The sequence below is a fragment of the Couchioplanes caeruleus genome (assembly GCF_023499255.1).
In the GTDB taxonomy this organism is placed as follows: domain Bacteria; phylum Actinomycetota; class Actinomycetes; order Mycobacteriales; family Micromonosporaceae; genus Actinoplanes; species Actinoplanes caeruleus_A.
The window spans coordinates 5,045,246-5,065,567 of sequence record NZ_CP092183.1; the positions used below are offsets into that span (position 1 = coordinate 5,045,246).

Consider the following 20,322-nt stretch of genomic DNA (forward strand, 5'->3'; position numbering starts at 1 on the left):
CCCGGGAAGATCAGGCGGCGGGCAGGCGTACCTCGGCGCTGAGGCCGGGCGGCGGGGTCGTGCCCTTCAGCACGACCGTGCCGTGGTGCCGGCGGACCAGCTCACGCACGATCGCGAGCCCCAGCCCCGAGCCGCCCGCGTCCCGGGCCCGGGCGTCGTCCAGCCGGGTGAACCGGTCGAAGACCCGCTCCCGGTCCGCCGCCGGGATGCCCGGGCCGTCGTCGGCCACGGTGATCCTGCGGTACGCGCCGTCCGCCGCGACCGCCAGCCGCACCGCCGACGCGGCATGGCGCACGGCGTTGTCCAGCAGGTTGGCGACCACCCGGGCCAGCGCGTCCCGGTCACCGGCCACCCGCAATGCGACGGCGGGACGCTCGTACTCGACGGACGGGTAACGGGCCGCCACCTCGGCGAGCAGCTGCCCCAGTTCGACCTCGCCGGAGGGCGGCGGGGCGGCGCGGGCGCCACCGTCGTCCGAGCGGGCCAGCAGCAACAGGTCGTCGACGAGGCGGCTCAGCCGTTCCACGTCCGTCAGCAGGTCACCGGCCAGCTCCGGCCAGTCCGTGGTGTCCGGCAGCCGCTGGGCCACCTCCAGCTCGGTCCGCATGTTCGTCAGCGGGCTGCGCAGCTCGTGCGCGGCGTCCGCGACGAAGGCCCGCTGCCGCGCCCGCGCGGTGTCCAGGCGGTGCAGCATGTCGTTGAGGGTCACGGCCAGGCGGTGGATCTCGTCCCGCGAGTCCGGTACGGGCAGCCGCCCCGGCCGCGCGCCCCCGGTGATGTCCTCGGCGCCCGCCCGCAGCGCCTCCACCGGGCGCAGCGCGGCGCCGGACACCCGCCACGCCACCAGCGCGAGCAGCGCCACGAGCGGCGGGAACGTCACCAGCAACGTGGTACGCAGCAGGTCCACGCTCTGCGTCAGGTCGCCGGTGGGGCGTGCCACCAGCACCTTCACCCGGGCCTCCGTCGGGCCGGCGGCCAGGACGACGACGCGTACCCGCCCCTCGAGGCCGATCCGGTCGCCGGAGATGAACATGCCCTCGCCGTCGGACAGGCCGGCCAGCTCGCGCGGATAGAGGATCGGTACGAGCCGGTCGGCGCCGGCGGACACCGACAGCACCCGATCGGAGGCGTCGACGACCTGCACCCGTACGGTCGGACCGGCCGGCACCGGATCCGACAGCGACCGGTTGTCCACGAGCCGGGCCACCGCCCTCGCCGTCTCCAGGGCCTCGGTGTTCGCGGTGCGCAGCAGCGCGAACCTCATCGTGGCGACCAGCAGCACGCCGCCCGCGGCCAGCCCCACCGCGAGCACCACCACGGACACGAGCAGCAGCCGTGCCCGCAGGCCCAGCCGGCGCAGCGACGCCGCGCCAGGCGTTGCCCGCTGGCTCATGGCGACGCCCGGCGCAGGCCGTCATGATCCACGGGACACTCCCCGGGCCCCCTCGGCCCCGCCGGCCGCCTCCACCGCGGCCAGCCGGTAGCCGGCGCCCCGGACGGTCTCCAGGCGCTCCCGCCCGATCTTGCGACGCAGGTAACCGACATACACCTCGACGGCGTTGGCGGCTGTCTCCACCGCGGCGTCCCACACGTGGTCGAGCAGCTCGGTCTTGGAGACCACCTCGCCGGGACGGCGGATCAGATACTCCAGCAGGGCGAACTCCCGAGCGGTCAGCACCACCTCGGCGCCGGCGACCGTGACCCGCCGGTGCGCCGGGTCCAGCTCGACGTCACCGTGGCGCAGCACGGCCGGGCGCTCGGGGGTGCCCCGGCGCAGCAGCGCGCGCAGCCGGGCCAGCAGCACCACGTACGAGAAAGGCTTGGTGAGATAGTCGTCGGCGCCGCAGTCCAGCCCGTCGGCCTGGTCGTACTCGCCGTCCTTCGCCGAGAGCATGAGCACCGGCAGCCACTTCTGCTCGGCCCGCAACTGCCGCACCACCCTGTACCCGGACAGCCGCGGCAGCATGACGTCGAGGATCATCGCGTCGTAGTCGCCGTGCCGGGCCAGCTCGAGCCCGTCCTGCCCGTCGCCGGCCACGTCCACGGCGAACCCCTCGGCCTGCAGCCCCCGCTGCAGCGCGGCCGCGAGCCGCGCCTCGTCCTCCACCACCAGCAACCGCACGCGTCTACCTTGGCATGCCGGGCCCACCCGGCCGATCCCTTCTCAGCCACCTCACAGCCGGTGCCTGGGGGAGAATCCCTTAGGTGGGTTTCTCAGCGCCGTCACAGCACGTCCGGAGCACGATGGCTGCACACAACGGGAGGTGGACATCGTGAGTGTCTTCAAGTCGAGGCCGGCGCTGCGCTGGCTGGTTCCGGCTGCTGCGGCGGTCGTCGTCATCGGGGGTGGCGCCGCGGCGGGCACGATCGCGGCGAGTGCGGATCCGACGTTGCCCGAGCGCAGCGCGGCGCAGCTGCTGGTGGATGTGCAGAACGCGAAGGTCGAGGGGCTGTCCGGCACGATCGTGCAGACCGCCGACCTGGGGCTGCCGTCACTGCCGGGGGTGACCGGCGGGGCGAACGGCGCCGAGCTGATGAAGCTCGTGGCCGGGAGCAACACCGCGCGGGTCTGGTACGCCGGGGAGGACAAGGTCCGTCTGGCGGTCCTGGGAACGCTCGGTGAGACCGACGTGATCCGCAACGGTTCGGACGTGTGGCTGTGGCGCAGCAGCGCCAACTCGGCCACGCACTTCACGATCCCGGCGGACGCGCAGAAGCAGCGGCACACCGCGCTGCCGCAGGGAGTGCCGTCGACGCCGCAGGAGGCCGCCGACGCCGCGCTCGCCGCGATCGACCCGACCACGGCGGTCACCACGACCGGCGCGGCGAAGGTCGCCGGGCGGGACGCGTACGAGCTGGTGCTCACGCCGCGCGACACCGCGTCGCTGGTCGGGCAGGTACGCCTGGCGATCGACGCCGAGCAGCACATCCCGCTGGGCGTGGACGTCTACGCCAAGGACGCCACCAGCCCGGCCGTACGGATCGCGTTCCAGCAGGTGAGCTTCGAGACCCCGGACGCCGAGCAGTTCACCTTCAACCCGCCGCCGGGTACGAAGGTGGAGACGCCCAGCAAGACGGACATCCAGAAGGAACAGCAGGAGGCGATCCAGGAGCACGAGAAGGCGCTGAAGCGGGGCCCGGGCGGCAAGCCCGAGGCGCCCGAGGGCACCAAGGTCGTCGGCAAGGGCTGGACGTCCGTCATGGTCGCGAAGCTGCCCGCCGGTGACGCCGGCAAGCAGGACGCCAAGGGCGCGCAGCAGCTCGAGGCCATCTCGGGCGCGCTGCCGAAGGTCAACGGCGCGTGGGGCAGCGGCCGGCTGCTGCAGAGCGCACTGTTCAGCGCGCTGCTCACCGACGACGGCCGGGTCCTGGTCGGTGCGGTCGCCCCGGAGAAGCTGTACGAGGTAGCGGGTCAGTGACCGACCTCGCGGTCGCCTCGCAGGGGCTGACCAAGCGGTTCGGCAGCCAGGTCGCGGTGGACGCCGTCGACCTGGCTGTCCCCCGCGGCGCGGTGTACGGCTTCCTCGGCCCGAACGGCTCCGGCAAGACCACCACGATCCGGATGCTGCTCGGGCTGATCAGCCCCACCGCCGGCGGCCACGACCTGCTCGGGGCCGCGATGCCCGACCACGCCGCCGACGTGCTCCCCCACGTCGGCGCGCTGGTCGAGGGCCCGGGGTTCCACCCGTACCTGTCGGGGCGTGACAACCTGCGCCGCCTCGACGCCGCCGACCGCACGGCGGAGGCCCGCACCTCGGGCGCGCGCATCGACGCCGCGCTCGACCGGGTCGGGTTGTCCGCGGCGGCCGGCAAGCGTTACCGGCTCTACTCGCTGGGCATGAAGCAGCGGCTCGCGATCGCGGCGGCGCTGCTGCAGCCCCGGCAACTGCTGGTGCTGGACGAGCCGACGAACGGCCTCGACCCGCAGGGCACCCGCGAGGTGCGCACGCTGGTCGGGCAGCTCGCCGCGGAGGGCGCGACGGTGCTGCTCAGCACCCACCTGCTCGCCGAGGTCGAGCAGGTCTGCACCCACGTGGGCGTGATGCACCGGGGCCGCCTGGTGGCCCAGGAGCCGCTGGCCGACCTGCGGTCCGACGCGGCGCCGCGGGCGCGGGTGCTCACCGACCAGCCGGCCGAGGCGGCGCGGGTGCTGCGCACGCTGGGGCTCACGGAGATCGCGGAGAGCCCGTCGGAGGCCTCCGGGCAGCTCGGTGCGGTGGCGCCGGAGAAGGTCGTGGCGTCGCTGGTGCACGACGGGGTGGCGGTCCGCGGCTTCGCCGTGGAGGCGCCCAGCCTCGAGGACGTGTTCGTACGCCTGACCGGGCGGGGGTTCGATGTCTCAGGCTGATGTGCGGCGGTGGGTGTCGTCCCGCTTCCTGACCTCCGAGCTGCGCCTGATCGCCGTACGCCGGCGCAACCAGGTGGGTCTCGCGGCGCTGGCCGCCGTACCCGTGGTCCTGGCCGTGGCGATGAAGGTCGCGACGCCGGACGGCCCGCAGCGGGGCGACGGCCCGAACTTCTTCTCCCAGATCCTCGGCAACGGCTTCTTCGTGGCGCTCGCCGCGCTCGGCGTCGAGCTGACGCTGTTCCTGCCGATCGCGGTGTCGATGCTGGCCGGCGACGCGGTCGCCGGCGAGGCGAACCAGGGCACGCTGCGCTACCTGCTGACGGTCCCGGTGGGCCGCACCCGGCTGCTGGCCGTGAAGTACGCGGGCATCGTCATGGGCGCGTTCGTGGCGCCGCTGACGGTGGCGGCGTCCGGGCTGGTCGTGGGCCTGCTGCTGTTCGGCGGCGGGGACGTCACGACGCTGTCGGGCACGCAGATCGGCCTCGGTACGGCGCTGCTCCGCCTCCTGCTGGTCTGCCTGTACCTCGGGGTGTGCCTGTCGGCCCTCGGTGCGATCGGCCTGTTCCTGTCCACGCTCACCGAGCAGCCGATGGGCGCCACGATCGCGCTGGCGATGCTGACGGTGACCAGCTGGATCCTGGGGCAGATCCCGCAGCTGGACTGGCTGCACCCGTACCTGCCGACCCGGCACTGGACGGACTTCGGCGAGCTGCTGCGCGACCCGGTGTCGCCCGGCGCGCTCACGCCCGGCCTGCTCAGCGCGGGAGCGTACATCCTGGTGTTCCTGTCGGCGGCGTGGGCACGCTTCGCCGGCCGCGACGTCACGAGCTGACCCCGGCGGATCCGGATCAGGACCCCGTCGCCACGCGCGCCCGGCCCGGGATGCCGGCGACCCGGTCCGGGCGCTCGAGCACCGGGTCGCGCCACGGACCGCCGATGGGTCAGTGGTCGTGGCGGGTCCACTGCATGGAGATGCCCGTGGCGGCGCGTTCCGTGCGGATCTCCATCACCGTGCCGAGGATCGTGGCGCGGTCGTAGAGGATCGGGCGGTTGTCGAGGCCGTACGTGACGCGTTCCGACACGAACACCGGCTGGCCCGCGGTCTGGTGCAGGTGCGCGGCGGTCGGTTCGTCGAGCAGTGCCGGGCGCAGGACCTCCGAGGCCCGGTGCACGACGATGCCGTGCGCGGCGAACACGGCGTACAGGGACGCGCCGCTGTAGTCCAGATCGGCCAGGGGCAGGCCGGGGCGTCCCGGGGCCCAGGACAGCTGGTGCACCGCGGGGCGTCCGGACAGCAGGCGTACGCGTTCCAGCCGCAGCACGCGCCGGGTCGCGGGCACCTCCAGGTGTGCGGCGATCGCGGCCGGGGGGCGGCGCAGTTCCTGGCCCAGGATCAGCGTGCTGACCTCCTGACCCTGGGCCTTCAGGTCCTCCGCGAGCCCGCGCAGCGAGTCGAGCCGGTACATGAGCCGGGGCGACGCGACGAAGGTGCCGCGGCCCGGTTCCTGCGAGACCAGGCCGTCGTCCTCGAGCTTCTGCAGGGCCTGGCGCAGCGTCGCGAGGGTCACCCCGTACCGGGCGCTGAGGGTCTTCTGCGGTGGCAGCATCGTGCCCGGTGCGAGGTCGCCGGCGCGGATCTTCGCGGTCAGGTCATCGGCGATCACCTGATACTTCGGCGTACGGCGTTCCAGAGGACACCCCCAGGTCGAGTGCGGTGCGCAGGGCCGCGACGGCGACGCGCAGGTCGTCCGGGGTGGCCCCGTCCAGCACCCTACGCATCAGCGCCGACGCGACGATCACCCCGTCCCCGGCGCGTCCCGCCTCGGCGGCGTGTTCCGGCGTCGACACCCCGAACCCGATCAGCACGGGAAGACGCTCCGGACCGTCCGGATCGGGCTGAAGACGCTTGACGCGGCGGACAAGCTCCACCGCCGTGGCCGGGAGCGTGTCGCGTTCGCCGGTGGTGCCCATGACGCTCACCGCGTACACGAAGCCCCGGCTGCGCCGGCAGATCTGCCGGAGCCGGTCGTCCGGGGTGGACGGCGCGGCCAGCAGGATCAGGTCGATGCCCGCCCCCGCCGCCGCCGCTTCCAGCGGCGCGGACTCCTCGAGCGGCAGGTCGGGCACGATGAGACCGCGGACGCCGGCCGCCGCGAGGCGGGGCGCGCCGAGGCGCAGGGCCAGGTTGGCGTACGTCATGACGATCAGCGGGACGCTCACCCGCCGGGACGCGGCCTCGATGTCGGCGAGGATGCCGCCGACCGTGGCGCCGCGGGCGAGGGCGCGGTCCGAGGCCTGCTGGATGGTGGTGCCGTCGAGCATCGGGTCGGAGAACGGCAGGCCGATCTCGATGGCGTCCGCGCCGGCGTCCTGGCAGGCGTCCAGGTGGTCGGCCCAGCCGGCGGTCAGGCCGCCCGTCACGTACGGGATGAGCAGCGGCCGCCCGGCGGCCCGCAGCGTGGCGCCGAGCGTGCTCATGCGGGGCCTCCCGTCAGCGCGGCCATGTCGCTGAGCTGGATCATGTCCTTGTCGCCGCGGCCGGAGAGCGTGAGCAGCACGGTCGACCCGTGGGGCAGCTCGTCCGTGCCCGCCGCGCGCAGCACCCACGCCACGGCGTGCGCCGACTCGAGCGCGCAGATGATGCCTTCGGCGCGGGCGAGCCGGCGTACGGCCGTCAGCACCTCGCCGTCGGTGACGGTCTGGTACTCGGCGCGGCCCGCCGCACCCAGCTGGGCGTGTTCCGGGCCGACGCCCGGGTAGTCCAGGCCGGCCGCGATGGACTGTGCCTCGGCGATCTGGCCCTCGTCGTCCTGCAGAACCATGGACCGGGAGCCGTGCACGACGCCCGGGGTGCCGTGGGTCATCGCCGCGCCGCCTGCCGCCTCGACGCCGACCAGCCGGGCGCCGGTGCCGACGAAGCCGGCGAACGTCCCGGCGGCGTTCGACCCGCCGCCCACGCAGGCGACGACCACGTCCGGGACGCCGGTGGCTAGCTCCGCGGCGCACTGCCGCCGCGCCTCCTCGCCGATGACGCGCTGGAATTCCCGGACCATCCACGGGTACGGGTGGGGGCCGGCGACCGACCCGAGGCAGAAGTGGGTGTCCTCGACCGCCGCGACCCACTGCCGCAGCGCCTCGTTCGTGGCGTCCTTGAGCGTCCGGCTGCCGCTGGTGACGGGCACGACCTCGGCGCCGAGCAGGGTCATCCGGAACACGTTGAGGGCCTGGCGTTCGATGTCGCGCTCGCCCATGTAGACGGTCGCGCGCAGGCCGAAGAGCGCGGCGGCGGTGGCCGTGGCGACGCCGTGCTGGCCGGCCCCGGTCTCGGCGATGAGCCGGGTCTTGCCCATCCGCCGCGCCAGCAGCGCCTGCCCGAGCACATTGTTGATCTTGTGGGAGCCGGTGTGCGCCAGGTCCTCGCGCTTGAGGAGCAGCGTGACGCCCAGCTCGGCGGACAGGTTCCAGGCCGGGGTCAGTGCGGTCGGCCGGCCCGCATAGACCGTACGGAACATGTCGAGCTGACCGCGGAACGCGGGGTCGGCCCACGCCTCGCGGAACGCTTCCTCCAGGGCCTCGCAGGCCGGTACCAGCGACTCGGGGACGAACCGTCCGCCGAAGGCGCCGAACCGGCCCGCCGCGGCGGGATCCCGCATCACGCTCATCGTCATCGCGACTCCAAATGTTCTAGAACTGTACGGCCATCATGCCACAACTCTTGGCACTGTTCTAGAACTCTTTACCGGTATACTGCCTCCGTGGAGACCGTTGAGCTGGTGTGCGACGAGTCGGGGTACGAGGGCGAGAAGCTCATCGGCACGACCACGGACGTCTTCGCCCACGCCGGCGTCCACCTCTCCGCCGCCGTGGCCGCCGGTTGCCTGGCCGAACTGCGCCGCCGCATCCGCTCCCCCGCGACCCAGTACAAGGCGAACCACCTGCAGCGGGAGAAGCACCGCTCGGCGCTGGTGTGGTTGCTCGGCCCGTCGAGCCCGCTGTTCCGCTCCGCGCACGTGTACCTGATCGACAAGGCGTACTTCCTGATCGGCACCCTCGACGAGCTCCTGCTCGGCGAGCCGGGCGGCACGGGAACCGGGTGGTGGCGGGCCGGGCCGGACGGCGGCCGCGCCCGGGAGGCGTCGGACGAGCTCTACCGGCGGCACGCCGCGGACGGCCCGGCGCCGGCGTTCCTCGTCGCGGCCAACAACCTCATGCGCGGCAAGGATCGCCGGGACGTGGCCGGGCCGGTGGAAGCCTTCTTCGCCGTGGCGGACGGCTCCGCGGGCTTCCGGCGGGACAGCGCGGAGGCTCTGCGCGTACGGCTGAAAGCGGATCCCTCGCTGTCCGTCCTGGACCCGCTGATCCCCGCACTGCTGCGGGCCGTGGCGCGGTGGGGTGACGGCGGGCGTCCGGTGACGATCGTGCACGACCGGCAGACGATGCTGCCCGCCCAGCGGGTGGCGGGACTGCAACGGGCGCTGCGGCACGCCGGTCTGGTGCTCACCCGGGTGGAGCTGGCGGCGGCCGGGTCGGAGCCGCGGGTGCAGCTGGCCGACATCCTCGCCGGGACCGTACGGCAGATCGCACAGGACGAGCTGCACGGCCGCGGGGACGCCGAGCTGCTCGCGCTGGCCCGGCCGTACGTGGACCCGTTCTCGATCTGGGGCGACCGGCGCAGCTAGGCGACGATCATGGGCGCGGGCCGCAGCTGACGGGCGCAGGATCGTCAGGCGCCGGGTGCCGGCTTCGGCGTGCGGGCGAGCAGATACGCCTGCGGCAGCTGCTCCGCAGCGCCCTCCTGGTCCGGCGCCCGGACCGACCGCAGGCACAGGTCGAACCCGGCCTCCCGCAGCATGCCGGCGACCTGCTCGGGCCGGCGCCGCAGGAACGTGATGTCGCGGACGTGCCGGGCCTCGTCGCCGACCTGGAAGGCCAGGAACACGTACCCGCCGGGACGCAGGACGCGCCGGAATTCCGTCAGGACGACCGGAAGCTCGTCGTCGGGCACGTGGATGATCGAATACCAGGCGAGGACCGCGGCGAGGGTGCCTTCCGGGCGGGCGAGGGCGGTCATCGTGCCGACGTCGAAGGTGATCGACGGGTGGTCGCGGCGGGCGGCGGCGACCATCTCCGGCGCCAGGTCGAGCCCGGCGATGTCCACACCGAGCCCGTGCAGGTACGCCGTGACCGTGCCGATGCCGCAGCCCACCTCGAGGACCGGGCCGGGCTCGGCGCGCACGAGCTCCGCGAAGCCGCCGAGCAGGGCGCGTTCCCAGACGTTGCGGGCCAGGACGTCGCCGAACAGGCCGGCGTACTCGGCGGCGAAACGGTTGTAGCCGTCGCGGGTCTCGGTGAGGTACGCGGGCTCGCGGAGACGCTCGCGCACCGCCGCGCGCTCGGCCTCGGTGATGCCGATCAGGCTCAGGTACGCGGTCACGCCGCCGTACGCCTGCTCCAGATGCTCGAAGGTGTTGAGCATGACGGCGGCCGGGGAGCCCTCGGTGAGCGCGTAGTCGCCGGCGATCACGTCGGGCGCGACCCCGGCGACGCTGAGGGCCAGGGCCACGAGGACGCCCGTACGGTCCCGGCCGCCGCGGCAGTGCACGAGCACACCGCCCGGCGGCGCCCCGGCGATCGCCCTGAACGCCGCCGCGATGCGCTGCTGGTTGTGGTCCAGCAACGGGCCGTACGAGTCGTCGGGGTACTCGTACGTGACGACGTCCAGCAGCACCGGCGCGGACACGTAGCCGGGGTCGCCGGCGAACGGGCTGGGGTACGCGTCGCGTTCCACGTCCCGGCGCAGGTCCAGCACGCGGCTGATCCCGGCCGCGCGGACGGCGGCGATGCCGGCGGCGGTGAGCTCGGTGTGGTGACCGGAGCGCAGCAGGGCGCGCGGGCGGATGGCCGAGCCGTCCACGGTGGGCAGGCCGCCCACGTCGCGGGCGTTGTGGCAGCCGGGCCAGTCCAGGGTCACCATGCGCGCTCCGTCTCTCGCCGCGGACGGGTGTCCGAAGTTCATCGCGGTGGCTTCCCCGGGTCCTTCTCGGGCGCCTCCGGCTCTTTCCACGCCTCGCGCAGCTCCCGCTTCGTGTCGCTCCACCACTTCTTCAGCTCGACGCGGAAGTTCTGCAGGTCGCGCCCCAGCATCTTGACCGCGTGCATGTAGCCGGGGTCGTCCAGGCGCGCCCCGAGCAGCTCGGCGAACCCGCCCGCCCACAGCACCGGCACCCCGGCCAGCGCCGGCATCGTGAGCCACCAGGCGCCCGTCGCGGCGTACGCGAGCAGCAGCGCGGCCATCACCGCCACCGTCGCCGCCCCCGTGAGCGTGGCGCGGCGCAGCAGCCAGGGCACCAGGCGCAGGCAGCGCCACGGCAGCCGGCCGGCCGGGACGAGCACCCGGACGGCGAACCCGGCCACGACGACGGCGATCAGGCCCGCGAGGACGCGCGCCGGCAGGGCCGCGGGGCCCCAGACCGTCGCGGCCACCGCGGCGGCCGTCACGAGCAGGACCGCGACGGAGAACCAGCGGCGCAGCGCGCTGAGCAGGCTGCGGATCGGCCAGGTCATCGAGATGACGTCGGGGCGGGCCGGGTTCTCGCGGGCCACGTCGCGCAGGGCCCGCATCGACCGGCGGACCCGCAGCCGTTCCGCGTCGAGCATCGCGAGCAGCCAGCGGCCGTACGCGTTGCCCGGCTCGACGGCGAGCGCCGCCCGGGTGGCCCGTTCCGCCTCGTCGCGGTTGCCGGCGTCGCGTTCCAGGTCGGCGATCGTCAGCAGCGCCTCCACCGACTGCGGGGCGAGCGACTGGCCGTGCCGGGCGGCGTGGCGGGCCGCGTCGTACCGCTTCGCCGAGGTCAGTGCGCGGGCCAGCACGAGGTGGCCGCCGGGGTCGTGCGGGCGCAGCCGGACCGCCTCGCCGGCGGCCGCGATGGCATCCTCGTCGCGGATGAGGGCGATCAGCGACTCGGCGCGCTCCGCGTGCGCGTCGGCGAGGCCGGGGTTCGCCGCCAGCGCCGCGTCGCACGCCTGCAGCGCCGCCACGTAGTCGCGCTGCTGGCGCAGCACGTACCCGAGCAGGGTGAGCAGGTCGGCGTCGCCCGGCTCGGCGGTCAGCGCCGCGCGCAGCTTCGCCTCGGCGTCGCCGTGCCGGCCGACCTCGGCCAGGTGCCGGGCCTGACGGTACGCGTCCAGCCCGGTCACAGGAGCTTGCGCTGCTTCAGGTACGCCGCGAGGTCGTCGTAGTCGCCGCTCGCGTTGCCGAACAGGGCCACGTTGCGCGCGGTGGCGAACCAGGCGTCCGTGGAGGGCCGGACCTCGCGGACGGCCGCCGTCATGTCCGCCTGGTTGATCATGCGGACCTCGCCGGTGCTGATGGCGTCGCGCATCGCGTACTCCGCGGCGGTCTCGCAGACGTGGGCCAGGTCGGCGCCCGAGAAGCGGTCGGTGGCGGCGGCGAGCCCGGCCAGGTCGATGCCGGCGACCGGCCGGTCGCGCAGGTGGTACTCGAGGATCGCTGCGCGCGCCGGTTCGTCGGGCGGCAGCACGAGCAGCGTCCGGTCAAGCCGCCCGGGCCGGCGCAGCGCGGCGTCGATGTCCCACGGCGCGTTGGTCGCGGCGAGCACGAACAGCCCGTCGTTGTTGCCGTCGACCCCGTCCAGCTCGGTGAGCAGCTGGTTGACGAGCGTCCGCAGCGCCGACGAGCTCAGCTGGCTGCGCTTGTGCCCGAGCGCGTCGATCTCGTCGAGGAACAGCACGCACGGCGCATGCCCGCGCGCCGCGGCGAACAACTCGTGCAGGTTGCGCTCGGAACTGCCGACCCACATCGCGAGCACGTCGGTGATCGACAACGACACGAACGCGGCGCCCATCTCCCCCGCCACGGCCCGCGCGAGGAAGGTCTTCCCGCAGCCGGGCGGCCCGTACAGCAGCAGCCCGCCGCGCAGGCTCTTGCCGAACAGCGTCCGCAGCTTCGGGTTGCGCAGCGGGCCGAGGAAGGACAGCTCGAGCCGCTTCTTGACCTCCTGCATGCCGCCGACGTCGGCGAGGGTGACGACGGACCGCTCGATGTCGAACGCCCGGTCGTCGTGGCCGCGGACCGGCTCCGGCTCGTCGGCGGCGGTGAAGCGCGGCGGGACGACGCCCTCGAGCTCGCTCTCGAACGCCGCCCAGTCGACGCCCCCGGACGGCCGTGCGGACGGCTCCCCGGACGGGCGCGCGGACGGCTCCCCGGAGGGCGCCGGGTCGGCGGCCGGGCCGGGCGCCGCGGGGTCTGCCGGCGAGGCGGGCCCGGGGGACGCCGGCCGGGCCTGCGCGCCGGGACCGGGCGCGGCCGGGCCGGGCGGCGACCCGGCACCGGCCGGGCCCGGGAAGACCGACGGCGCAGCAGGATCCGGGGACGTCGGCGCGGCGGGCCGGGACGGCGACGGTGCGGCCGGGGAAGGCGCGGCGGCGCCGAGGGCGGCGGCCATGAGGCGCTGGGCGGCCCGGTCGTCCGGGTCGCGGGCCAGGAGCTGGGCGGCGTGCCCGATCGCCTCGGCGGGCCGGCCGGCGGCGACGAGCAGCTCGGCGAGATGCTGCCGCAGGGGCAGGTCGTCCGGCCGCGCGCCGACCGCCGCGGTCAGGCTGTCGATCAGGGCGTCGCTCATGAGAGGCGATTATGCCCGTGCCCCCTGACACTTCCGACGCCCCCGCGGTCCGTCGCCCCGCGCCCGCAGCTGCCGATTTTCCCGCGTCCCTTTCTTGGATGCCCGGTGACCCGGCCGAATGGAGGACTGGCGTCCACGTGAGCGGGCGCACCGCCAGACGGACGAGGGACAGCAGCGTGAGCCATCCGACGATCGCGAGGGCCGTACGGTTCGCGTGCGGGGACGGCGCCTGGTGGCGCGTCCCCCTGTCCGTGGTGCCGTTGACCGCCGTCATGTACGCGGCCGGCTGGGGCGCGCCCCTGTCCGTGCTGCACCTCGCGGTCGTGGCGGCGTACGTGTCGGCATGCGGCTCCCGGGCGTGGAAGCCCGTGGCGGCGACGGCCGTCGTGGCGATCGGCGCCGGGCAGGCGCTGGTCGCCGGCGGTGTGCTGGACAGCCGGCTCGACGCCGCGCAGTCGCACGTGCTGGCGGCCCTCGTGGCCGCCGTGATCGTCGCGGGTGCGCGGACCCTGGGGCGGTTCGCCGAGGACCGGGAGCGGGCCGAGGCGGCTGCGAAGCGGGGCGAGGAGCGGCTCCGGGCGCTCGTCCGCGACGGCTCCGAGGTGATCACCCTCTGTGACGCCTCCGGCGACGTGACCTGGGTGAGCTCGGCCGCGCGGCCGGTGCTCGGGTACAAGCCCGAGGAGCTGCGCGGGCGGGTGCTGCGGGGACTGTTCCACCCGGAGGACGAGGCCGCCTCGGCGGAGCTGTTCGCGCGCCTGCTCGCCTCGGACAGCACCGTCGAGCACTCCGCCGAGCTGCGGGTACGGCACGCGAACGGGTCGTGGTACTGGCATGAGATCGTGGCGCGCAACATGCTGGCGCACCCGTCGGTGCAGGCGATCGTCACCCATCAGCGCGACATCACCGACCGGCGGGCGGCGCAGGACCGGATCGCGTACGCGGCGTCGCACGATGCGCTGACCGGCCTGGCGAACGGGGCGACGCTGGAGCGGGACCTGGCGCGGGCGCTCGCGCAGGGCACCCGGTACCAGCATCCGGTGGCGATGCTGCTGTGCGACCTGGACGGGTTCCGGGCGGTCAACGAGACGTACGGCCACGACGTCGGCGACCGCCTCCTGCAGACCGTCAGCGGCGTGCTCAAGCGCACGACGCGGGAGACCGACACGGCCGGCCGGCTCGGCGGCGACGGGTTCGGGGTGGTGCTGACGCACGTCCGCAGCGCCGACGAGGCGATGACGGTGGCCCGGCGGATCATCGAGGGCGTCGCGGCCAGCGCGGCGGTGGCGGGGCTGCGGCTGGACGTCGGCTGCACCGTCGGGGTGGCGCTGGCGTTCCCGGGCGGTACGGACGCGAGGACGCTGATGCGGCACGCGGACCGGGCGATGCACCGGGGCAAGGACACGGGCCGCGACAGCGCGATCCTCTACGTCGAGGACGAGATCAGCGCGCCCTGGGCGTAGGGCCCGGTCGTACGATCGGGGCGTGACCAGCGAGCACCGCCGCGATCTGCTCCGGCTGCGCCGCGTGCGCGACCGGATCGACCGCGAGTACGCCCAGCCGCTGGACGTTCCGGCGCTCGCCCGCGGTGCGCACATGTCGGCCGGGCATCTGAGCCGCGCGTTCCGCGCCGCGTACGGCGAGTCGCCGTACAGCTACCTGATGACGCGGCGGATCGAGCGGGCGATGGCACTGCTGCGGCAGGGCCGGCTCAGCGTCACCGAGGTGTGCTTCGCGGTGGGCTGTTCGTCGCTGGGCACGTTCAGCACCCGCTTCACCGAGCTGGTCGGGATGCCGCCCAGCACGTACCGGCGGCGGGCGGCCGCGGCGGCCGCGGATCTGCCGCCCTGCCTGGCGAAACAGGTGACCCGGCCGGTCAGGAATCGAGAAGCGCCGGCCCTCGCGCCGCCCTAGCGTGAGCCCATGGACATCACGATTCACGCGAGCTTCCTGCCGCACGACGACCCCGACGCCGCCCTGGCCTTCTACCGCGACGCGCTCGGCTTCGAGGTGCGGGCCGACGTGGGCTCGGGTCCGATGCGCTGGATCACGGTGGGGCCGCCCGGCCAGCCCGGCACGTCGATCCTGCTGGCGCCGGCGGCGACCGACCCGGGCATCACCGACGAGGAACGGCGCGTCATCACCGGCATGATGGCCAAGGGGACGTACGGCTGGATCCTGCTGGCCACCAAGGATCTCGACGGCACGTTCGAGCGGCTGCGCGCCGCCGACGCCGAGGTGGTCCAGGAGCCGGTCGAGCAGCCGTACGGGATGCGCGACTGCGCGTTCCGGGATCCCGCGGGCAACCTGATCCGCATCCAGGAGCTGCGCTGAGCCCACCGGCGGTTCAGCGCAGCCGGGGCCGCAGCGCCAGGGCCACCTCGAGGGCGCGGCCGGGCCGGGGCACGCCGCCGTCCGCGGTCCACACCTCCGACAGCACCGCCTGCGCGAAGCCCCAGGCCACGACGCGGTCCGGCGACATGCCCAGGCCGTCGGCGAACTGCTCGACGCGGCGGTCGAGCAGCCGCAGCGTCGGTTCGTCGCCGTCGAGCGGGTTGTAGAGGGCCGGCCCCAGCTCGGCGCCGGGGTCGCCGGCCACGCCGTGCGGGTCGATCACCAGCCACGGTTCGCGCGTGGCGGCGAGGACGTTCTCGTGGTGCAGGTCGCCGTGCAGGACGACGCGTTCCGTCGCCGACGCGCAGAGCTCGGCGTGCAGGCTCATCGCCTGGTCGACGAGGCCCGGCGGGAAGGGGTCGCGGCCGCGGTACCGCTCCTTGTGCGCGGCGAAGTCCTCCAGGCGCTGCTCGAGCGGCTCCAGGCCGATACCGGGCGGCGCGGGCCGGTGCAGGCGGCGCATGGCGTCGATCAGGACGGCCGTGGCCTGCTCGTCGTGCTCGCGGACCAGAGCGCGCAGGGTGGTGCCGGGCTCGGCGCGTTCGATGAGCAGGGCGCCGCGCTCGTCGTCGCGGTGCAGCAGCCGCACCGCGCCGGCTCCGCCGAACGCGTCCAGCGCGGTCGCCTCGCTGCTCAGGTGCCCGGATTCGGGTACGCCCAGCTTCAGCACCGCGGCGGAGCCGTCGGCCCGGCGCGCCGGGGCCACCCAGTTGAAGGTCAGCGGGTACGGGTCACCCACCGTGAGATCCCACTCGCGGGCGACGCCGGCGACGAGGTCCGGCAGCGCGGCGAGCCATCGGCGGCCGGCGTCGCCCCAGGCGCTGGTGACGTTGCGGGTGAAGACGGCGGGGTGCATGCCGGACAGTGTGCCGGACAAGGAAAAGCCGCCACGACCGTGGCGGCTTTCCGGTGGTGCTGGTGGGGGGCCGGTCAGCCCGGGCGGCGGATCGCCGTGATCGCCCCGGGGCTGTCGATGCTGGCCATCCGCACGTGGTCGCCGGTGTGGGGTGCGTGCACCATGGTGCCGCCTCCCACGTAGATGGCCACGTGGTGCACCGGGCTGCCGTAGAAGATCAGGTCTCCCGGTTGCAGCTCGCTGCGGCTGACGGCCCGTCCGGTGTGGACCTGGTCGCCGGTGAAGTGCTCGAGGTGCACTCCCACGGACGCCCACGCCACCTTGGTCAGGCCCGAGCAGTCGTACCCACTGGGTCCCTCGGCACCGAAGATGTACTTGATGCCGATCAGCGAGCACGCCTTCTGGGCCGCGCGTCCGCCCTTGTCGTTGGTGTAGTCCACCGGACAGGGGCCGGTCCGCAGCGGACCGTCGCTCGCGCCGCTCTGACCGTAGGCCCGGATCCGCAGTTTCTGCAGATCGTCGACCTTCTTCTGGATCTCCTTCTTCCGCGCGGCGAGGTCCTTGTCGCGTGCCGCCACGGCGTCGGTGAGAGTGGTCAGAGCCTGCTGGTCCTTCGCGTACTTGTCGCGCAGCTTCGCCACGCCCGCGATCTGCTGCTGCTGGTGCCTCGCGATCTGATCGAGGAACGTGAGCTTCTCGGTCAGGCCGGTCGGCGATCCGCTGACCAGCATGGCCTGCATGGCCCCGGGCGAACCCTGCTTGTACGCGTCGGCCGCCATGCCGCCCACCTGCGACAGGGCGAGATCGACCTGCAGCTGCAGGGGCTGCAGCCGCTTGTTGATCTGCTTGAGCTGTGCACGGTTCTTGATCAGCTGGTTGTGCACGTCGTTGTACTGCTCGATGACCGGCTCGAGCTTGTTCCACTGCTCGTCGATCTGCTTCTCGATGCTCGAGGGCGACGGTGTCGCGTGTGCCGCGGTGGGAACCAGCATCACCCCGGTCGCGGCGATGACACAGAGCAGGCTGCGCAGAATCGCGGCGCGTCGCGTCCCGATCCGTTTCACGTAGGTGCAGTGTCCTTTCTTCCCTCGGCCGCCGACCGGGTTAGCTGTCGGGTTCGGGCGGGAAGCGCGCCCGGCCGCGATGGTGCCGCGGCTTCACCCCGGGATCGTGGGTCCCCGGCTCGTGCTGCGCACGATTAGGCGGTGACCCGCCGGGTCGCCCGGTTGGACGAGGGGGGACCGACGAGCCGGGCACCACCGTACTCCCGATCACGGCGGAACTGAACCCGGCCTCCCCGTTACGGAGCGTCATTAAGGAAGACTTAAAGCGGCCAAGCCGAGAGCGCGCGGTCGAGCCACGGCACCACCAGGATCACTGTGGGTAACACCAGCAATGCGGCCGCGGCGGCGAGTGCGCCGGCCGCCACCGGGGCCGAGCGGGGATCGTCGCCGGTCAGGCGGGACATGCGCCGCCGCCGCTCCTCGCCGGCGTCCCCGGCCGGTTCCGTGGGCCCGCCGGGGGTCACGGCGTCGCCGAGCACCGCCAGCGCGCTGCGCAGCGGTCCGGCTCCGCAGCGGCGCCGGGCCGCGTCGTCGGCCACCATCTCCAGCAGGAGGTGGACGGCGTCCAGCGGCGCACGGCTGCGCAGCGGGCCGGGCACCGCCCGGTGGAACGCCGTGAACGACTCCATCACCAGGTCGTGCCGGTGACGCAGGTGCGCCTGCTCGTGGGCGATGACCGCGTTCACCTGGGCCCGGTCGAGGACGCGCAGCGCTCCCCCGCTGAGCACGACGCGCGGGCGGCGGCCCGGCAGGCAGTACGCGAACGGCAGCGGCCCGTCGAGCACCCGCAGCCCGGCCGGCACCTCGTCGGGCAGCTCACCGTGGCGTTCCGCGGTGTCGAGCAGGTCGACGAGCATCCGGTGCCGGGCCCGGCGGGTACGCGAGCGGTGGGTCACCCCGGCCAGCGAGGCCAGCAGCCGGATGATGATCACCGCGGCGACCGCCAGGGCGGCGACGAGGGCCGCGGCGCCGACCGGCGTGCCGGACCCCAGCGCGGCGACCAGCTCCTGCGGCGCGGCGAGCACGACGCCGAGCGCGCACAGGATGCCGGTCAGGGTGATGCTCTGCCACAGCACGACCGCGGCGGCCGGCGCCCGGCCCGGCCAGCGGGCGGTGGCGAGGACCCCCGGCACGACCAGCGACAGCGTCAGGCCCAGCGCACCGAGCAGCAGCGCGGTCACGACTCCGCGGCCGATTCCTTCCGGGCCGCCTCGATCGCGGCGGTCAGCGCCGACGGATCCAGGCGCCCGACGAAGTGGGCCAGCGCCGCGTCGCGGACGCCGTCGGGCGCGGCGCTGAGCGCGTCGAGCATCAGCGCGGCCGTCATCTCCTCGCGCGACTGCGCGGGCGCGTACCGGTAGGCGCGGTCGGCCTTCTGCTGGGTGACCACGGCCTTCTTGGCGAGGCGGTCGAGCACCGTCATGACGGTCGTGTACGCCAGCTCCCGCCGCCGGCTGAGGCGCTCGTGCACCTGCCGCACGGTCAGCGGCTGCCCGGCGTCCCACAACTGCTGCATGACCTCGCGTTCGAGGTCCCCGAGTGCCATGTGACCCACTCTACTGCACGACGTCGTACTACGCGCCGTAGTATCTACTACGAAACGTCGTAGAGGGGATCCGGCATGGACGTGCTCGACCTGACCCGGCTGCAGTTCGCGGTCGTGACGATCTACCACTACTTCTTCGTGCCGCTGTCGATCAGCCTCGCCGCCACCGCGGCCGGTCTCCAGCTCACCTGGCTGCGCACCGGCGACGACAAGTACCGCGACCTCACGAAGTTCGTCGGCAAGCTGCTGATCGTCACCTTCGCCGTCGGCGTGGTCACCGGGCTCGTACAGGAATTCCAGTTCGGCATGGGCTGGAGCGCGTTCGCCCGCTTCTACGGCGACGTCTTCGGCCCCACGCTCGCCATCGAAGGCATGCTCGCGTTCTTCCTGGAGGCCACGTTCCTCGCCCTGTGGTACTTCGGCTGGGACCGGCTGCCCCGCACGGTGCACGCCGCCACGATCGTCGTCGTCGCGCTCGGCACCGTCATGAGCGCGTTCATCATCCTCGCCGCCAACTCGTTCATGCAGAACCCGGTCGCGTACACCCTGGACCCGGTGACCGGGCGCGCCCGCCTCGACGACTTCGGCGCGCTGCTGCTCAACAAGGTCAACCTCGCCGCGTTCCCGCACACCCTCGCGGGCGCGCTCATGGCCGGCGGATCGCTGCTGCTGGCCATCGGCGTCTGGCGGCTGCGCGCGGCCGGGGAGGCCGGATTCCGTACGCTGGCCCGCCTCGGCGCCTGGCTCACCGTGGCCGGCGGGGCGCTGACCGCGCTGACCGGCGACCACCTCGGCAAGGTCATCACCGAGGTGCAGCCGATGAAGATGGCCGCCGCCGAGGCCCTGTACGCCACCACCACCGGAGCGCCGTTCTCCGTCTTCGCCATCGGCGGCCCGGACGGCGGCGAGCCGTTCCTCAGCGTCGAGATCCCCAAGCTGCTGTCGATCCTCGCCGCCGGCAGCCCGGGCGCCACCGTGCAGGGCCTCGACGACCTCCAGGCCCAGTACGCCGCCCAGTACGGCCCCGGCAGCTACATCCCGATGGTCCCCGTGGCGTTCTGGACGTTCCGCCTCATGATCGGCATCGGCATGCTGGCCGCCGCCGTGGCCGCGTACTACCTGTGGGGCACGCGCAAGGGACGCACGGCCCACCCGCTGGTGCTGCGCTTGCTGCCGCTGATCCCGATCCTGCCCGCGGCCGCCAACACCTTCGGCTGGATCTTCACCGAGACCGCCCGGCAGCCCTGGCTCGCGTTCGGCATCTCGCGCGTGGCCGACGGCATCTCCCCCGGCCTCACCCGCGGCGAGGTCCTCGCCTCGCTCATCGGCTTCGCCGTCGTCTACGGCGTCCTCGCCGTCGTCTGGCTGCGCCTCGTCCGCCACCTGAGTCGGCAACCGCTCGCCCCGGCGCCCGCCGCCGCCGAGCCGGCCGCCGACAAGATCCCCGTCCCCGTCTACTGAGGAGCACCGCG

At 74.0% G+C, this 20,322-nt stretch carries 20 protein-coding genes and 1 riboswitch; of the genes, 8 read left to right on the top strand and 12 right to left on the bottom strand.

Annotated features, from left to right (window positions below; genetic code table 11):
* Positions 1-10: 10 nt before the first annotated feature.
* Both COUCH_RS23410 and COUCH_RS23415 read right to left on the bottom strand, forming a co-directional pair.
* The gene (locus tag COUCH_RS23410) at positions 11-1,393 is read right to left on the bottom strand and encodes a sensor histidine kinase (protein ID WP_249607333.1); all 1,383 of its coding nucleotides are present in this window, start codon (positions 1,391-1,393) and stop codon (positions 11-13) included.
* Positions 1,394-1,414: 21 nt separating this feature from the next.
* Positions 1,415-2,122: a response regulator transcription factor gene (locus COUCH_RS23415; protein WP_249607334.1), complete on the bottom strand. Its 708-nt coding sequence runs from the start codon at positions 2,120-2,122 to the stop codon at positions 1,415-1,417.
* Positions 2,123-2,273: 151 nt separating this feature from the next.
* Here COUCH_RS23415 and COUCH_RS23420 point away from each other — a divergent pair, with 151 nt between their 5' ends.
* From COUCH_RS23420 to COUCH_RS23430, 3 genes are read left to right on the top strand one after another with little or no spacing between them, the layout of a single operon-like run.
* Positions 2,274-3,419 (top strand): LolA family protein, encoded by a 1,146-nt coding sequence (locus tag COUCH_RS23420; RefSeq protein ID WP_249607335.1) that lies wholly within the window; start codon positions 2,274-2,276, stop codon positions 3,417-3,419.
* On the top strand, positions 3,416-4,348 hold the full coding sequence (locus tag COUCH_RS23425) for an ABC transporter ATP-binding protein (protein WP_249607336.1): 933 nt from the start codon (positions 3,416-3,418) through the stop codon (positions 4,346-4,348). Before COUCH_RS23420 ends, COUCH_RS23425 begins: the two co-directional genes overlap by 4 nt.
* Positions 4,335-5,180 (top strand): ABC transporter permease, encoded by an 846-nt coding sequence (locus tag COUCH_RS23430; protein ID WP_249607337.1) that lies wholly within the window; start codon positions 4,335-4,337, stop codon positions 5,178-5,180. Before COUCH_RS23425 ends, COUCH_RS23430 begins: the two co-directional genes overlap by 14 nt.
* A gap of 109 nt (positions 5,181-5,289) precedes the next feature.
* Here COUCH_RS23430 and COUCH_RS23435 read toward each other — a convergent pair whose 3' ends face one another.
* From COUCH_RS23435 to trpB, 3 genes are read right to left on the bottom strand one after another with little or no spacing between them, the layout of a single operon-like run.
* Positions 5,290-6,012 (bottom strand): GntR family transcriptional regulator, encoded by a 723-nt coding sequence (locus tag COUCH_RS23435; RefSeq protein WP_249607338.1) that lies wholly within the window; start codon positions 6,010-6,012, stop codon positions 5,290-5,292.
* Entirely contained in the window at positions 5,999-6,826 is an 828-nt protein-coding gene (gene trpA, locus COUCH_RS23440) for a tryptophan synthase subunit alpha (protein WP_249607339.1), read from the bottom strand. Before trpA ends, COUCH_RS23435 begins: the two co-directional genes overlap by 14 nt.
* Positions 6,823-8,016 (bottom strand): tryptophan synthase subunit beta, encoded by a 1,194-nt coding sequence (gene trpB, locus COUCH_RS23445; RefSeq protein WP_249607340.1) that lies wholly within the window; start codon positions 8,014-8,016, stop codon positions 6,823-6,825. The genes trpA and trpB overlap by 4 nt, the downstream gene beginning before the upstream one ends.
* Before the next feature lie 87 nt (positions 8,017-8,103).
* Here trpB and COUCH_RS23450 point away from each other — a divergent pair, with 87 nt between their 5' ends.
* On the top strand, positions 8,104-9,027 hold the full coding sequence (locus COUCH_RS23450; protein WP_249607341.1) for a hypothetical protein: 924 nt from the start codon (positions 8,104-8,106) through the stop codon (positions 9,025-9,027).
* A gap of 44 nt (positions 9,028-9,071) precedes the next feature.
* On the opposite strand, the gene COUCH_RS23455 is transcribed toward COUCH_RS23450, so the two are convergent.
* From COUCH_RS23455 to COUCH_RS23465, 3 genes are read right to left on the bottom strand one after another with little or no spacing between them, the layout of a single operon-like run.
* Entirely contained in the window at positions 9,072-10,322 is a 1,251-nt protein-coding gene (locus COUCH_RS23455; RefSeq protein ID WP_249607342.1) for a tyrosine-protein phosphatase, read from the bottom strand.
* A 38-nt stretch (positions 10,323-10,360) separates the two neighbouring features.
* Positions 10,361-11,545: a tetratricopeptide repeat protein gene (locus COUCH_RS23460; protein WP_249607343.1), complete on the bottom strand. Its 1,185-nt coding sequence runs from the start codon at positions 11,543-11,545 to the stop codon at positions 10,361-10,363.
* A complete protein-coding gene (locus tag COUCH_RS23465) occupies positions 11,542-12,990 on the bottom strand; it encodes an AAA family ATPase (protein WP_249607344.1) in 1,449 nt (482 codons plus the stop codon). Before COUCH_RS23465 ends, COUCH_RS23460 begins: the two co-directional genes overlap by 4 nt.
* Before the next feature lie 176 nt (positions 12,991-13,166).
* Between COUCH_RS23465 and COUCH_RS23470 the strand changes: the two genes are divergently transcribed.
* The 3 genes from COUCH_RS23470 to COUCH_RS23480 are packed head-to-tail and all read left to right on the top strand — an operon-like array spanning position 13,167 to position 15,324.
* On the top strand, positions 13,167-14,453 hold the full coding sequence (locus tag COUCH_RS23470; RefSeq protein ID WP_249607345.1) for a sensor domain-containing diguanylate cyclase: 1,287 nt from the start codon (positions 13,167-13,169) through the stop codon (positions 14,451-14,453).
* A gap of 22 nt (positions 14,454-14,475) precedes the next feature.
* Complete coding sequence (locus tag COUCH_RS23475) at positions 14,476-14,904, top strand: helix-turn-helix transcriptional regulator (protein WP_249607346.1); 429 nt, start codon at positions 14,476-14,478, stop codon at positions 14,902-14,904.
* Positions 14,905-14,913: 9 nt separating this feature from the next.
* A complete protein-coding gene (locus COUCH_RS23480; protein WP_249607347.1) occupies positions 14,914-15,324 on the top strand; it encodes a VOC family protein in 411 nt (136 codons plus the stop codon).
* 13 nt (positions 15,325-15,337) lie between these two features.
* Here the strand turns inward: COUCH_RS23480 and COUCH_RS23485 are convergent, their stop codons facing one another.
* From COUCH_RS23485 to COUCH_RS23500, 4 genes are all read right to left on the bottom strand, one after another.
* Positions 15,338-16,240, bottom strand: a complete 903-nt coding sequence (locus COUCH_RS23485; RefSeq protein ID WP_249607348.1) for an aminoglycoside phosphotransferase family protein — start codon at positions 16,238-16,240, stop codon at positions 15,338-15,340.
* A gap of 74 nt (positions 16,241-16,314) precedes the next feature.
* Positions 16,315-17,304 carry a C40 family peptidase gene (locus COUCH_RS23490; RefSeq protein WP_249607349.1) on the bottom strand — a complete coding sequence of 330 codons (990 nt, stop codon included), beginning with the start codon at positions 17,302-17,304 and terminating at the stop codon, positions 16,315-16,317.
* A gap of 14 nt (positions 17,305-17,318) precedes the next feature.
* Positions 17,319-17,455: riboswitch (cyclic di-AMP (ydaO/yuaA leader) on the bottom strand.
* 109 nt (positions 17,456-17,564) lie between these two features.
* Complete coding sequence (locus tag COUCH_RS23495; protein ID WP_249607350.1) at positions 17,565-18,485, bottom strand: M56 family metallopeptidase; 921 nt, start codon at positions 18,483-18,485, stop codon at positions 17,565-17,567.
* The gene (locus COUCH_RS23500; protein WP_249607351.1) at positions 18,482-18,850 is read right to left on the bottom strand and encodes a BlaI/MecI/CopY family transcriptional regulator; all 369 of its coding nucleotides are present in this window, start codon (positions 18,848-18,850) and stop codon (positions 18,482-18,484) included. Before COUCH_RS23500 ends, COUCH_RS23495 begins: the two co-directional genes overlap by 4 nt.
* Before the next feature lie 75 nt (positions 18,851-18,925).
* On the opposite strand from COUCH_RS23500, the gene COUCH_RS23505 reads away from it, so the two are divergent.
* Positions 18,926-20,311: a cytochrome ubiquinol oxidase subunit I gene (locus tag COUCH_RS23505; RefSeq protein WP_249607352.1), complete on the top strand. Its 1,386-nt coding sequence runs from the start codon at positions 18,926-18,928 to the stop codon at positions 20,309-20,311.
* Positions 20,312-20,322 lie beyond the last annotated feature (11 nt).

Excerpts from the sequence above, each read along its gene's own strand:
- COUCH_RS23430 (WP_249607337.1), top strand. The coding sequence starts at position 4,335 with ATGTCTCAGGCTGATGTGCGGCGGTGGGTGTCGTCCCGCTTCCTGACC.
- COUCH_RS23500 (WP_249607351.1), bottom strand. The coding sequence starts at position 18,850 with ATGGCACTCGGGGACCTCGAACGCGAGGTCATGCAGCAGTTGTGGGAC.
- COUCH_RS23480 (WP_249607347.1), top strand. The coding sequence starts at position 14,914 with ATGGACATCACGATTCACGCGAGCTTCCTGCCGCACGACGACCCCGAC.
- COUCH_RS23410 (WP_249607333.1), bottom strand. The coding sequence starts at position 1,393 with ATGAGCCAGCGGGCAACGCCTGGCGCGGCGTCGCTGCGCCGGCTGGGC.
- COUCH_RS23485 (WP_249607348.1), bottom strand. The coding sequence starts at position 16,240 with ATGCACCCCGCCGTCTTCACCCGCAACGTCACCAGCGCCTGGGGCGAC.
- trpB (WP_249607340.1), bottom strand. The coding sequence starts at position 8,016 with ATGACGATGAGCGTGATGCGGGATCCCGCCGCGGCGGGCCGGTTCGGC.
- trpA (WP_249607339.1), bottom strand. The coding sequence starts at position 6,826 with ATGAGCACGCTCGGCGCCACGCTGCGGGCCGCCGGGCGGCCGCTGCTC.
- COUCH_RS23465 (WP_249607344.1), bottom strand. The coding sequence starts at position 12,990 with ATGAGCGACGCCCTGATCGACAGCCTGACCGCGGCGGTCGGCGCGCGG.
- COUCH_RS23455 (WP_249607342.1), bottom strand. The coding sequence starts at position 10,322 with ATGGTGACCCTGGACTGGCCCGGCTGCCACAACGCCCGCGACGTGGGC.
- COUCH_RS23505 (WP_249607352.1), top strand. The coding sequence starts at position 18,926 with ATGGACGTGCTCGACCTGACCCGGCTGCAGTTCGCGGTCGTGACGATC.